The organism is Kitasatospora sp. NPDC098663, assembly GCF_044760075.1.
Lineage (GTDB): Bacteria > Actinomycetota > Actinomycetes > Streptomycetales > Streptomycetaceae > Kitasatospora.
On record NZ_JBIWAP010000009.1, the window covers coordinates 188,533 to 200,082 of the forward strand.

The 11,550-nt window shown below is 71.2% G+C and carries 20 protein-coding genes; 7 read left to right on the top strand and 13 right to left on the bottom strand.

From position 1 onward, the window contains the following. Positions 1–4: 4 nt before the first annotated feature. From ACIQVZ_RS12555 to ACIQVZ_RS12610, 12 genes are all read right to left on the bottom strand, one after another. A complete protein-coding gene (locus tag ACIQVZ_RS12555) occupies positions 5–214 on the bottom strand; it encodes a hypothetical protein (protein ID WP_402449292.1) in 210 nt (69 codons plus the stop codon). 121 nt (positions 215–335) lie between these two features. Further along, positions 336–731, bottom strand: a complete 396-nt coding sequence (locus tag ACIQVZ_RS12560; RefSeq protein ID WP_402449294.1) for a hypothetical protein — start codon at positions 729–731, stop codon at positions 336–338. A 93-nt stretch (positions 732–824) separates the two neighbouring features. Next, a complete protein-coding gene (locus ACIQVZ_RS12565; protein WP_402449297.1) occupies positions 825–1,346 on the bottom strand; it encodes a hypothetical protein in 522 nt (173 codons plus the stop codon). A gap of 66 nt (positions 1,347–1,412) precedes the next feature. Beyond that, positions 1,413–1,886, bottom strand: a complete 474-nt coding sequence (locus ACIQVZ_RS12570) for a hypothetical protein (protein ID WP_402449300.1) — start codon at positions 1,884–1,886, stop codon at positions 1,413–1,415. Positions 1,887–1,977: 91 nt separating this feature from the next. Next, complete coding sequence (locus tag ACIQVZ_RS12575; protein WP_402449302.1) at positions 1,978–2,214, bottom strand: hypothetical protein; 237 nt, start codon at positions 2,212–2,214, stop codon at positions 1,978–1,980. Next, a complete protein-coding gene (locus ACIQVZ_RS12580; RefSeq protein ID WP_402449305.1) occupies positions 2,211–2,456 on the bottom strand; it encodes a hypothetical protein in 246 nt (81 codons plus the stop codon). The genes ACIQVZ_RS12575 and ACIQVZ_RS12580 overlap by 4 nt, the downstream gene beginning before the upstream one ends. A 93-nt stretch (positions 2,457–2,549) precedes the next feature. Further along, on the bottom strand, positions 2,550–2,882 hold the full coding sequence (locus ACIQVZ_RS12585; RefSeq protein WP_402449308.1) for a hypothetical protein: 333 nt from the start codon (positions 2,880–2,882) through the stop codon (positions 2,550–2,552). A 100-nt stretch (positions 2,883–2,982) separates the two neighbouring features. Next, positions 2,983–3,291 carry a hypothetical protein gene (locus ACIQVZ_RS12590; protein WP_402449310.1) on the bottom strand — a complete coding sequence of 103 codons (309 nt, stop codon included), beginning with the start codon at positions 3,289–3,291 and terminating at the stop codon, positions 2,983–2,985. Positions 3,292–3,335: 44 nt separating this feature from the next. Beyond that, positions 3,336–3,512, bottom strand: coding sequence for a hypothetical protein (locus ACIQVZ_RS12595; protein ID WP_402449312.1), 177 nt, complete (start codon positions 3,510–3,512; stop codon positions 3,336–3,338). 52 nt (positions 3,513–3,564) lie between these two features. Next, a complete protein-coding gene (locus ACIQVZ_RS12600; RefSeq protein WP_402449314.1) occupies positions 3,565–4,398 on the bottom strand; it encodes a hypothetical protein in 834 nt (277 codons plus the stop codon). Between the two features lie 31 nt (positions 4,399–4,429). Continuing rightward, a complete protein-coding gene (locus tag ACIQVZ_RS12605; RefSeq protein ID WP_402449316.1) occupies positions 4,430–4,819 on the bottom strand; it encodes a hypothetical protein in 390 nt (129 codons plus the stop codon). A gap of 29 nt (positions 4,820–4,848) precedes the next feature. Continuing rightward, the gene (locus tag ACIQVZ_RS12610; protein WP_402449318.1) at positions 4,849–5,097 is read right to left on the bottom strand and encodes a hypothetical protein; all 249 of its coding nucleotides are present in this window, start codon (positions 5,095–5,097) and stop codon (positions 4,849–4,851) included. A 636-nt stretch (positions 5,098–5,733) separates the two neighbouring features. Between ACIQVZ_RS12610 and ACIQVZ_RS12615 the strand changes: the two genes are divergently transcribed. From ACIQVZ_RS12615 to ACIQVZ_RS12625, 3 genes are read left to right on the top strand one after another with little or no spacing between them, the layout of a single operon-like run. Next, complete coding sequence (locus tag ACIQVZ_RS12615; protein ID WP_402449320.1) at positions 5,734–5,991, top strand: HNH endonuclease; 258 nt, start codon at positions 5,734–5,736, stop codon at positions 5,989–5,991. Next, positions 5,988–6,338 carry a hypothetical protein gene (locus ACIQVZ_RS12620; RefSeq protein ID WP_402449321.1) on the top strand — a complete coding sequence of 117 codons (351 nt, stop codon included), beginning with the start codon at positions 5,988–5,990 and terminating at the stop codon, positions 6,336–6,338. Before ACIQVZ_RS12615 ends, ACIQVZ_RS12620 begins: the two co-directional genes overlap by 4 nt. Positions 6,339–6,350: 12 nt before the next feature. Then, positions 6,351–6,581, top strand: coding sequence for a hypothetical protein (locus ACIQVZ_RS12625; RefSeq protein WP_402449323.1), 231 nt, complete (start codon positions 6,351–6,353; stop codon positions 6,579–6,581). Positions 6,582–6,692: 111 nt separating this feature from the next. Here the strand turns inward: ACIQVZ_RS12625 and ACIQVZ_RS12630 are convergent, their stop codons facing one another. Next, on the bottom strand, positions 6,693–6,914 hold the full coding sequence (locus ACIQVZ_RS12630) for an MbtH family protein (RefSeq protein WP_402449326.1): 222 nt from the start codon (positions 6,912–6,914) through the stop codon (positions 6,693–6,695). Positions 6,915–7,370: 456 nt separating this feature from the next. On the opposite strand from ACIQVZ_RS12630, the gene ACIQVZ_RS12635 reads away from it, so the two are divergent. From ACIQVZ_RS12635 to ACIQVZ_RS12650, 4 genes are read left to right on the top strand one after another with little or no spacing between them, the layout of a single operon-like run. Next, the gene (locus ACIQVZ_RS12635; RefSeq protein ID WP_402449329.1) at positions 7,371–8,750 is read left to right on the top strand and encodes a terminase; all 1,380 of its coding nucleotides are present in this window, start codon (positions 7,371–7,373) and stop codon (positions 8,748–8,750) included. After that, positions 8,750–10,213 carry a phage portal protein gene (locus tag ACIQVZ_RS12640; RefSeq protein ID WP_402449331.1) on the top strand — a complete coding sequence of 488 codons (1,464 nt, stop codon included), beginning with the start codon at positions 8,750–8,752 and terminating at the stop codon, positions 10,211–10,213. Before ACIQVZ_RS12635 ends, ACIQVZ_RS12640 begins: the two co-directional genes overlap by 1 nt. Then, a complete protein-coding gene (locus ACIQVZ_RS12645) occupies positions 10,173–11,033 on the top strand; it encodes a hypothetical protein (protein WP_402449333.1) in 861 nt (286 codons plus the stop codon). The genes ACIQVZ_RS12640 and ACIQVZ_RS12645 overlap by 41 nt, the downstream gene beginning before the upstream one ends. Before the next feature lie 8 nt (positions 11,034–11,041). After that, a complete protein-coding gene (locus ACIQVZ_RS12650) occupies positions 11,042–11,539 on the top strand; it encodes a hypothetical protein (protein WP_402449335.1) in 498 nt (165 codons plus the stop codon). Positions 11,540–11,550 lie beyond the last annotated feature (11 nt).

An 11,550-nucleotide genomic window follows, 5' to 3' on the forward strand; every position in this document is an offset into this window, starting at 1 on the left:
GGGGTCACGGCTGGACGAGCGGGGCGCAGGCGGGGCAGAGCGGGTCACCGTTGAGTGCCCAGTTGGGGGTGAGCGGGGTGTCCGGGGAGCACAGCGCGCGGCGGTCGGGGTCGTCCACCAGGGCGACGTGGGGCGGGGTGCCGGGGCGGGTGTAGCCGAAGGTCAGGTGGCGGGGCAGGTCCATGACCTTCAGCGGTTCGGGGGTGGCGTGCACGGGGTTCTCCGGGGGGTGGGGCCTGGTGCCAGCGGGCTCAGCGGTGCTCGGTGGACAGGTGGCGCTTGCGGGTCTCGTCGGTGTAGCCCTTGGCGGTGTTGTGGGTGGTCCATCCGCAGGTTCAGGTGGCGGTGGAGTACGCCCGGCCGGGGCAGCCCTCGGTGAGGGGCTTGCCGCTGCTGGTGTGCTTGTGGGTGGGCGGGCACGTCGAGCCGTCGGCGTGGTGGTCGGTGCGGGGCGCCTTGAACTTGGCCGGGGTGGTCTCCTTCGGCCGGCGGGCCGGGAGGGGGCCGGGCTGGCCGCTGGTGCCGGTGCGGGCCAGCGACTCCTGTTCGGCATCCCACTCGGCTTCGGTGAGGGCGTCGCCGACGACCACGGGCTCGGTGTGGTCGAACCACGTCGTCCGGTCGGTGGTGATGATGCGCTCGGCTTCGGCCTGGGCGGCTTCGGGGCTGTTGGCGAGGACGGGCACCACGTGCACGTCGATGACGTCCACGGCGACGATGTACTTGGGCATGCTCGGCTCTCCGCTGCTGCTCGGGGGGTGGGGCCTGGTGTCTGACCGGGCTCGGCGCGGTCCGGAGGGGTGTCCGGACCGCACCGGGGCGGGTCAGGCAGCCAGTTCGGTGCTGCTGACGAGCAGGCCGGGCAGGCAGTCCTGGAGGAGGGCGGGGGTCATCGCGGTGTGCTTGTCGCGCATCCACGGGTGGCCGGGGGCGGTGACGATGGCGAACGGCTCGCCCCCGTCGGCGGGGACGACGACGCGGTACCGGGCGCGGGGCTTGGCCACCGCCGGGCATTCGAGCCCGAGCACGCTGGGGTGCGTTTCGCTGGCGACGCCGTAGCGAACGGTGCCGTCCTGCTCGGTCCAGCGCTGCCAGCCAGCCCCCTTCGCGCGGGTCTTGCTCGGCTTGGTGGCGGGGCGGGGGCCGGGCCCGATCTTCACGGCCTTGCCGGGGCTGCTGAGCGTGGGCAGGTCGAGCGCGGTCTGAACGGCCTTGGTGTGCTTGGCCTGTGCGCCGCGTCCGGCTGGGGTGGTGACGACGACGGCTCGGTGCCTCGTCGTGAACTGGCCCTTCTCCTCGTGCTGGTAGGGCAGGCGGAGAGCGGTGGTCAGGGCGGTGCTGTTCACGGTGGCGCTGTTCCTTCGGTGGTACGGGCGGGGGTGGAGCCTGGTGTGAGGCGGTGGGGCCTGGTGTCAGCGGCCCTCGTACGAGATCCACCAGTCGGTCTGGCCGGTCTCGTAGGCGAACCACTCGCCGTCGTCGCCGCTCAGGCCGACGGCTTCGGCCCAGGCCCGGTATCCGGCCCGGCTGAGCCGCCAGCCGCGCATCCGGCTCGCGTCCTCGGCCCCCTTGCTGTAGGCGGTGCTGTCCGGGGTACATGCGGGCAGTTCCTCCGAGAGGTCGGCCCATTCGGACCGCAGGACGGGCCGCCACACCACGCGCACCGTGCGGCCGGGCCGGGGCCATTCGAGGGTGATGGCTCCGCCGGATTCGGGGCTGATGCCCGCGCCGTGGTGGGCGGCGTGGCGGGCGAGGCGCTGAGCGAGGGCGTGGACGCTGGTGCTCGGGGTGCCGTCTTCGGTGGCGTAGGCCCGTGCGCCGTACTCGGCGGCGTAGTCACTGAGGTAGGTCACGAGAGCGTCGTAGGTGTCGCGGGGGTTGGTCACGGTGGCGCTGTCCTTCGGTGGTACGGGACGGGGGTGGGGCCTGGTGTCAGCGGCCCGGGGTGGGGCCTGGTGTCACCCCGGGCGGGGCGGCTCAGTCGAGCCGGATGCGGCCGACGAGGCGCCCGGCGGGGTGGGCCCTGGTGTACTCGGTGCGTGCGGCCTGTCCGGCGCGGGTGACGCGCCAGTACCCGGCGACGGCCCCGGGGGTGAGGTATCCGGACTCGGCGAGCCGGGCCGCCGCTGTGCCGTCGGGGTCGGCGACGTCGGCCCCGATCCGGTCGCAGTGCGACCAGTGCGAGAGGAGGGCGAAGTCCTCGGCGCTGATCACCGGCCGCCCTCCGTCTCGCTGATGATCGCTTCGAGTTCTGCGGTGAGTTCGAGCAGCAGTTCCCGGCTGTCGAAGGCGCGGCGGTCGTCTATCTCGTCCCAGTCGTTCATGTGCTCGTCGTCGGCGGGCTGGTCGGGGCCGGTGGGGTCGTAGCTGGGGACGTTGGCGACGAACGAGGCTTCCCAGTAGCTTTCGTTCTCGCGGACGCGGTCAACGAGGGCTTGAAGCTGTGCGGTGGACATGGCGCTGTTCCTTCGGTGGTTCGGACGGGGTGGGGCCTGGTGCCAGAGCGGCCACGGTGGGGGCCGGAGGATTCCGGCCGCCACCGAAGCGGCTCAGACCTCCATGCCGGACAGCGCGTTGTCCCACGGGTACATGGCGTCCGTGATCATCCGGTCCAGGTGGTCCCCGGCGGCCTGGTTGCATTCCTTGCAGCTGACGGTGGCCGACTCGATGCCGATGCCGTGGACGTAGACGCCGGGGGTTCCGTCGGCGCGCCGGTAGACCTCGAACCACAGGGGCGCGGCGGCTTCCAGTACTCCACCGCAGAACTCACAGCCGAACTCGTCTTCGCTGGCCGCCACTTCGTGATCGGGGAGGTCGGCGACGAGGGCGGCGAACTGCTCAGCGGTCTCGTCCGGGGTGGGGTTCGGGGTGTGCGCGGTCATGGCTGTGCTCCAGGGGTTGGGAGGGGGTGGGGCCTGGTGTCTGTGCACCCTTGGCGGGGGCCCGGCGGTGGGCGCTGGGCCCTCACCAGGGGCGCACAGCTCAGACGGACCGGAAGACGTGCCCGCTGCTGGCGTGGAAGAAGTCGCACTCCCACACGCGCATGTTCAGTGCGGGACGCCACCCCCGGCAGCCTTCGAGCGCGGCGCGGTACTCGGCGTCCGACTCCATCAGCCGGTCACGGGCGAAGTCCTCCAGGTCGTCCCACTGGCCCTCGTAGGCATCTTCGAAGGTCCGCACGGCGTACTCGGCGCTGCCGGTGTACGCGGCGTAGGCGGTGAGGGCTTCCAACTCTGCGAACAGCCCGGCATCTTCGGCAAGTTCGGTCAGGTACTCGGCGGTGCGGCTCACGGTGGTCTCTCTCGGGTCGGTGCGGGGGTGGGAACTGGGGCCGGTCAGACGCTGTCGGGGGCGTCGAACAGCTCGCTGATCAGCAGGTCCAGCGGCTCACCCTCGGCGCGCATGTCGCGGAACGCGTCGAACAGTGCGCCCACGTTGTCCGGGTGGTCCATGCCGAGCTTGGCCAGGTTGGGCCAGTAGCCGGACAGGCGGATCATGTCGGTGCGGGTCATGGCGGTGCTTCCGTTCTGTGGTGCGGGAGTTGGAGGGGGTGGGGCCTGGTGCCTACGCGGCGCGGCCGTACACGGCGCGGTAGCCAGCGCGGGAGCCCCGGACGATGGCGCGCACGTCTTCGCGGTACGCGGCCCCCTGCTCGGTGGCGTAGCCGTCCAGGTACGGGGTGAGGACGTCGACCAGCGGGGCACCCTGCCCGTACAGGGTGCGGGCCTGCCACGGCTCGCCCCCGGGGATCGGGTGTACCGACGTCTCCACCGGGCGCGACTCTTCGAGTGCGCAGTCACGGCACAGCGGTTCACCGCTGCGGGCGGTCATCATGGTCAGCCACTCGTCACAGTCGCAGCACTGCGTGTACCCCATGCCGGACAGGGCCTCTTCCACCATGTCCATGGTGATGCAGCCGAGTTGGGGGCAGGGCAGTTCGCTCAGGACGTCCGCGCCGTCCACCCCGTCGGGCAGGGTGAGGGGTGAACCCTCCACCTCTTCGACCATGGCCGCCCACTCGCGTTCGCTGTGGTCCGTCTCGTCCAAGATCGGGTAGCCGTGCAGTGCTCCGGTGATCCGCTCGGCGAGCTGTACGGCGGTGGGGTTGTCCGCGTCGTACATGAGCCACCCCGTGTCGTCCCACGCTTCGCCGATCGGCCCGCACTCCTCGCTGAACATCCGCTCCGCCGCTTCGTAGTTGGACGCGGCGAGCACCTGTTCCGCCTCCGTGGCGTACCAGTGGTCTCCGTCCTCCAGGAAGCCGGTCACGTCCATCACGATGGCTATCCGGGCCCAGTCGTGGGCGGCGCACTCGTTGATCAGGTTCTGTGCGGTGTCGTACCGCGCGCCGAACCGGTCGACAGCGGCGCAGAGTTCGGGGGTGAGCGTGGCGTTCATGGTGCGTTCCTTGCGGTGGTGCGGGTGGTGGTCAGCGGGTGGTGGTGAGCCAGTCGCAGGCGTAGGCCGCCCCTTGCTCGCAGGCGTCCTGCATGCCCTCGGACCACCCGTCGTTGAAGGCCCGGGTGTAGGCGTCCTCACTAGCCGGATCGGAGCCCGTGAGCGACCATGAGCCGTCCTCCCAGAACGTCACCGACCTTCCGGCCAGCGCCATGCCCCGCGACCCCGTCAGGGCCGCTTCACAGGCTTCGTGACCGCGTCCGCAGGCCGCTGCCACGGTCTCCCCCTCGCCTAGTACGGCATAGACGTCGTCGGCGGTGACGGACGGGGGCGCGGGGGCCGGGTGGTGGCCAACCGCCCACCCGCCGATGGCGGTTGCGGTGGCGAGGGTGAGGGTTGCGAGGGTGCGGCGCACGTTCACGGGGGTTCTCCGGGGGTGAGGGGGGCGGGTTAGCAGGCGTTGCGGTCGCGGTCGTAGGCGCTGACCGGGGCGACGGCCACCGGCTCCGGCCCAGCGGCGCTCTCGGACGAGCCCTGGACGGCCCGCCGCACCAGGCCGGGCACCTTGCCCACCCAGTGGGCGACCAGGCCCGTCAGCAGGGCCGCAGCGAGCCCCCCGCCCCAGTTGTGCGTCTGCCACGGCGAGGAAGCCAGCAGCATGACCAGGCCCAGGGCGGCGGCGGTGCGGTGGTTACGCATCGTGATCTCGTTTCGGTCGGTCGTTCGCTTGCAGGGCCAACACTGCGGGACGGATGCATTTCACGTCAAATGCATCTAGCGTGAGCTGAGTCACACATGACTGAGCGCTCGATCTCGCCAAGTCGGAAGACGCGCGCTCACGCGAAGCGAAGTTAATTCCCATGCGCCACAAGGGATTTGGCGTGGTCGTCATGGCGGTTCGGCGGCTGCTGCGGGGCACCCCGGGGGGTGCCTCCCGCGCGCGTTCCTTCATTGCCCGGAGCGTCATAGCAGTCGAGATCCGATACGGACGCCGGCCGACCCCTCCTTCTGGATCATCTACACAGCGTGACCAGCAGTGATGCACTCAGCGCCACGCACTGACTGCGGAGGGTGAGGCCGCAGGCGTCGGCGGTGTTAACCGGGCGTCCTAAATACATGTGGAGGCAGCTACCGCGCGTGCGCGCACCTGTTGCAGCGGCACCCGGCCGGCCTCCGTCGTAGCCCCGCCAGGGCAACGCTCCCCGACCGGTCCTCTCTCCCCGGTCGTGGTCGAGCACCTGGCGGGGCCCTGCGCTCAAGGAGGTTGCCGTGGGCCCGAGTTCGCGCCGCACGACCCCTCTTCCCCCACACTGGGCCCGCCTTCGCCGCGCGGTGATGAACCGCGACGCCTGGATGTGCCAGCACATCCGCTACGACACCGGCGAGCCGTGTGCCGAGCCAGCGCGCCACTGCGACCACCTCGTCCCCGCCTCCGAAGGCGGCTCCGACGACCCCGCCAACCTCCGCGCCCTGTGCGACTGGCACGTGCTCCGCAAGGACGCGGCCGACGCCGGCCGGGCCCGCAAGAGAGCCGCCGCGGACCGCTGGCAGCCCGCCCGAAACCGCCGTACGCACCCCGGGGAGGTCCGTTGAACGTCGACCCGACCGAGAAGAACCCGGCGTCGATCCGCGCCGCGCTGGTCGAGCTGTACGAGAGCGAGTTGGACTTGGAGCCGACCGACCTCGCGCTGATCGACGTTGCCGCGCCGATGCTCGCCCGCGCCGCCCAGCTCGACGCCGTGGTGAAGCGCGAGGGCCAGATGATCCCCGGCGGCAACCGCGCCGGGATGATGGTCCTGCACCCCGGGATCGCTCAGGCCCAGCTCAGCCGTACGCAGGCCGCCGGCCACCTCGCCCGAATCCGCGGTGAGGGCGAGGGCCCCAAGCGCGGCCACAACGCCCGCGACGCCATCGCCGCCCGCTGGGGCAACCGAGTCTGAGAGGAGCCCGCCGTGGCACGCCGCAAGGCAGCACGAGCCGCCGGCCCCTCGGACGAGTCCCTGCGCATCGCGCGGACGATCACTTACTACCAGACCTGCCTGGACGCCGCCGTGCCGCACGAGACGGCCCGGGAGCTGTGGGCCCACGACATGAACTCGCCGTTCGCGGCCGGTGAGCACGTCTCAGTCGACGCTGCCCGGCTGCTGGAGGAGCGCGCCCACCGGGAGGCAGTCCAGCCGTAGGAGGTGGCCGTCCTACGGCCGGGCAGCAGTCCGCCCCGGCTGAACCTTCCGAGGTCCAGCCGGGGCGGGCCGTGGGGCTGTGGCCTGGCGGAGTCAGGAGCCCATCATCTGCTATTCCTTTCGCGCAGCTGCCTCCATGTGGCGGCGAAGCGAGAGCGGGCGCATGTCGGTCCATACCTCCTTGATGTATGCCAGGCACTCCTCCTGGGTGCCGGTCTTGCCGACCTCCTTCCAGTTGGCAGGAATTTCCTTGCCTGCGAGCCAGGTGCAGTACTGCTCCTCCTCGTTGACCAGGACGGTGTAGATCTCGTCGGTGTGGCTCTCGTCTGCCATATTGGGGTGCCCTTCAGCCTGAGGTTGATGCTGATCAGCTCCGTTCCCACCTTGATAGTTGGGCATTCTTTTAGTCACTCAATCGAGTGACTTCCGCTCGGCCCTGCGGCTAGGGAGACGAGCCTTGTGGTAGCGGGCGAAAACGGAGATTAGTCGCGGCGTGACCCGTTAGGAGGTGGCACCCTGACCATCACCTACCTCCCGGTCCGTACGATCCCGGACGACGTCCCGCACCCGCGCCGAACGCTCGCAGGCGAGCTGCTGCGCTGGAGCGCCCGAGCGTTCCGGCCGGACTGGAAGTACACCCCCGAGCAGGTCAGAATCCTGGCTCGCTGGTACGAGCTGCGCGACGACGCCGTACCGGAGGACCCGAACGACCCCGAGACCTGGGGCCGGGCGTTCCGGTACGAGTCCGGCACGCTTCGCCGCCTCAAGGGCTGGGGCAAGGACCCGAAGATGGCGTCGGTGGCCGCGATGGAATTCGTCGGTCCCTGCCGCCTGGTGGGCTTTCGCGCCGACGGTTCGCCGATCGGCGGTCCGCCGCAAGAGGCGTGGGTGCAGATCTTCGCCACGGCCGCCGGCCAGAACGTCAACACGATGTCGGCGCTGAGCACGATCTTCAGCCAGGCCGCGATCGACCGCTACGCGATCAAGCTGGGGCAAGAGGTCTGCTATGCCTCGCAGACCGACACCGACGGCCGCCAGTGCCGCCTGGAGGCCAAGGCCAGCAGCTTCCGCGCCGCCGAGGGCGGCCGGCCGAGCTTCGCCCTGCTGAACGAGACGTGGCACTGGGTCGAGGGCAACCACGGCCCGCGCCTGGCCGCCACGATCCGCCCGAACGCCACGAAGGTGGGCGGGCGGACGATGGAGATCACCAACGCCCCGGTGATCGGCGAGGAGTCGGTGGCCGAGGGCACCTGGTACGCCTTCGAGAAGCAGCGCGACGGGGTCAACCGCGACGCCGGTATCTACTACGACTCGGTGGAGGCCCCGCCCGGGGTCGATCTCGCCGACGAGGACCAACTGCGCGCCGCGATCCTGTGCGCCCGGGGCGACTCGGTCTGGATCAACCCCGAGCGGGTGATGCGCGACATCTGGTCCGCGTCCACCTCCGAGGACGAGTCCCGTCGCAAGTACCTCAACCAGCTCTCCAGCCATGACGACGCGCTGGTGGACCGCGATACCTGGGACCTGGCCACGGTCGAGCCCGCCGACGGCATACGGCCGGGCGAGCGGATCGTGCTGTCCTTCGACGGCGGCAAGACCGACGACTCAACGGGCCTCCTGGCGATGAGAGTTCGGGACAAGCTCGTCCAGAAGCTCGCCCTGTGGGAGAAGCCCGACGGCCCGGCCGGAAAGACCTGGGAGGTCGACGGCACCGAGGTCAACGACATGGTGGCCCACGTCTTCAAGCGGTACACCGTGGTCGGCTTCTTCGCCGACGTCGCCGGGTGGGAGTCCTACGTCGCGGACTGGTCGGAGAAGTACGGCAAGCACTTGTTGATCAAGGCGTCCGGGAAGTCGACGGTCGGCTTCGACATGCGCGCCAACCAGCGCGAGATCACGACCGAGCACATGGCGCTCGTCGGAGCGATCGAGGCCGTGGCCCTGCCGCACGTGCGCGACTACTCGCTCACCCGGCACACCCTGAACGCCCGCAAGAGGCCCAACCAGTACGGCATTTCGTTCGGCAAGGAGTCGCGCGAGTCGAAGCTGAAGGTCGACCTGTACGCGTGCATGGTCCTCGCCTGGATCGCCCACCGCCGCCTCACCGAGAGCGGCAAGCTCAAGCCCCCGAAGGCCCCCGGCCAGCTACAGACCCGAGGAGGGTTCTGATGTCCCTCCCCGTCGTGATCAAGCGTGCCCGGCACGCGAAGGGCCTGATCGACCGCGACTTCGACCGGCTCAACCTGGTCGACCGCTACGCGCGCGGCGCACACCGCGCGCCGTGGATGCCGGCCAAGGCCAACGCCGAGTTCAAGGACCTGGTGAAGCGCTCCATCGTGAACGTCAGCAGCCTGGCGGTGGAGGCCCCGCTGAACGCCCTGCGCGTCCAGGGCTTCCGCAAGCCGGGCTCCGGTGAGAACGCCTTCGAGTGGCGGTACTGGCAGAAGAACCGGCTGGACGAGCGGCAGAACGCGATCCACCGCGCCGCCCTCACCTCCGGCGCGGCGTACGCCGTGGTCACCCCGGACCCGCGCAAGGGCCGCCGCGAGCCGCTGATCCGCGCCTACGACGCGATCAGCACGGTGGCCGTCTACGCCGACCCGGCGTGGGACGAGTTCCCGCTGTTCGCGCTGCACGTGCCCGAGCAGCAGCCGGACGAGGACCGCACGGTCGCCGTCCTGTGGGACGACGTGGCGAAGTACACCGTCGACCTGGACGCCGAGCCGGATTCCGCGGTGCTCTCCTCGGAGCCGCACGGCATGGGCCTGTGCCCGGTGGTGCGGTTCTCCCCGGCGGTGGACCTGCGGGGCCGCAGCCGGAGCCTGGTCGAGCCGCTGATCGTCGCGCAGGACCGCCTCAACCAGCAGACGCTGTCCCTGCTGCTCACGGAGCACTGGGGCGCGCACGCGATCCGCTGGGCCTCCGGCCTGGCCCCCTCCGAGCGCCTGGACCCGGAGACGGGTGATCCGCTGCGCGACCCGGAGACCGGCGAACCCGTCTACGACGTGCCCTCGCTGGACCCGTCCACGCTGCTGATGGCCCCGAACTCGGACGCCCGCTTCGGGCAGCTCCCGACGATGCCGACGGGGGACCTGCTGGCCTCCCGCCGTCAGACCGTCGAGGAGATCATGGGCCTGGCGGACGTGCCGCCGCACTACCTCGCCGGGTCGAACCTGGTGAACCTGAGTGCGGACGCCCTGGCCGCTGCCGAGACGTCGTTCAAGCGGTTCCTGTCCACGCTCCAGGACTCGCTGGGCGAGTCGTGGGAGTCGGTGTTCCGGCTGTGCGCGCTCGCGGCCGGCCGGGGCGAGATCGAGCAGGACGAGAGCCAGGTCGAGTGGGCGGAGAAGGCGACGCGCTCGCTGGCCCAGGCGGCCGACGCGATGGTCAAGCTGATGCAGCAGGGCGTCCCGCTCGCGGTCGCGCTGCGCAAGGTGCCGGGCTTCAGCCAGGCCGACATTGACGAGGCGGTGAAGGCCGCCGAGGAGGCCGCCCGCAAGGCGGAGGCCGCCGAGGCCGAGGCCCTGAAGCAGCAGAAGGAGGCGACGGCCGGTGGCGTGGACTCCAAGAACGGCCGAGGTGCTGCGGGCGGTGGCCGCGTACCAGCTCGCGCAGCAAGCGCTGGCCGGTGAGTTCGCCGCCCGCTGGGCCGAGACCCTGGCCGCCGTCGAGGCCCGCGAGATCGCCGGTTCGCTGACCGAGCTGGAAGCCGAGTGGTCGGCGGCGGTCCGCGAATCCGCGGCGGCTTCCCGCGTCCTGTCGATCGCCTTCTACCGGCTGGTGCGGGCGCTGGAGACCGGCCGGGTGATCGGCGGGCCCGGCTACCGGCCGGGTGCCTCACTCGGCTCCCTGTGGGCCGACTTCAACCGGGCCACGGGCAAGCGGACCGGCTCCGGCCCGTCAACGGCTCTGCCCATGGACACCCGCGATCCCTTCCCCGCCGAAGACCTCGCCCGCGAGGCCCGCAGGGCTGAAGAAACGTTCCGCCACCAGGTCGCCGACCGGGTGGCCGCGCACGAGCGCGAACGCCCGGCCCGCCACGGCTCGTCCGCGCTGGACGACCCGGCCCTGGTCGCCTGGGAAAAGGAGTTCGCCGAGTCGCTGAAGACCGGTAGCACCGGGGCGGGCGGGATGCTCGTCCAGGATGCCGGCCGCGACGCGATCCACGCCGCGCTCCAGGACGACCCGGGGGCGATCGGCTACTACCGCAAGACCGACGCGAGCCCCTGCTACTTCTGCGCGCTGATGGCCGGCCGTGGCGCGGTCTACAAGTCCAAGCGCACGGCCGCGTTCGGCGCGCACCCGCACTGCCACTGCCAGGCCGTCCCCATCTTCTCCCGCCGCTACCAACTGCCCGCCGAGAACGGCAAGTTCTCCCGGATGTGGCGGGACTTCGGCGGGGGCTCGCTGGCCGACTGGCGCACCTACTACAGCACGACCACGAAGACCTAGGAGAGAGCTTGTCCGAGACCCCGTCGCCCGAGACCCCGACCCCGGCCGAGGCGATCCCCGGCGGCGTGGCCCACCCGGACACCCCGCCCGCCACCCCCGAGCCCGAGGCCCCCGCCGTGGAGAGCGGCGAGCAGAGCCCGGCCGCCCCCGCTCCGGTGGAGCCGGACTACAAGGCGCTGTACGAGCGGCTGAACGCCGACCTGGACGCCACCCGCGAGCGTTCCACCGAGGCCGGTGTCGAGGCGGACGAGCTGCGCGCGCAGGTCGCCCAGCTCCAGGAGCAGGCCCTCCGGGACCGGATCGCCTCCGAGTACGCGCTGCCGCCCGTCCTCGCCCAGCTTGTACAGGGTGGTGACGAGGCCGCGATCCGCGCGCATGCCGAGCAGCTGGCCGCCGTCGCCGCGCCCAAGCCGCTGCTGGGCGCGGGCGGGCTGACCCCGCACTCCGAGCCCGACCCGTACAAGGGCCTGGCCGAGAAGCTGCGCCAGCGCCGCTACGGCATCTGACCCCACCCGCC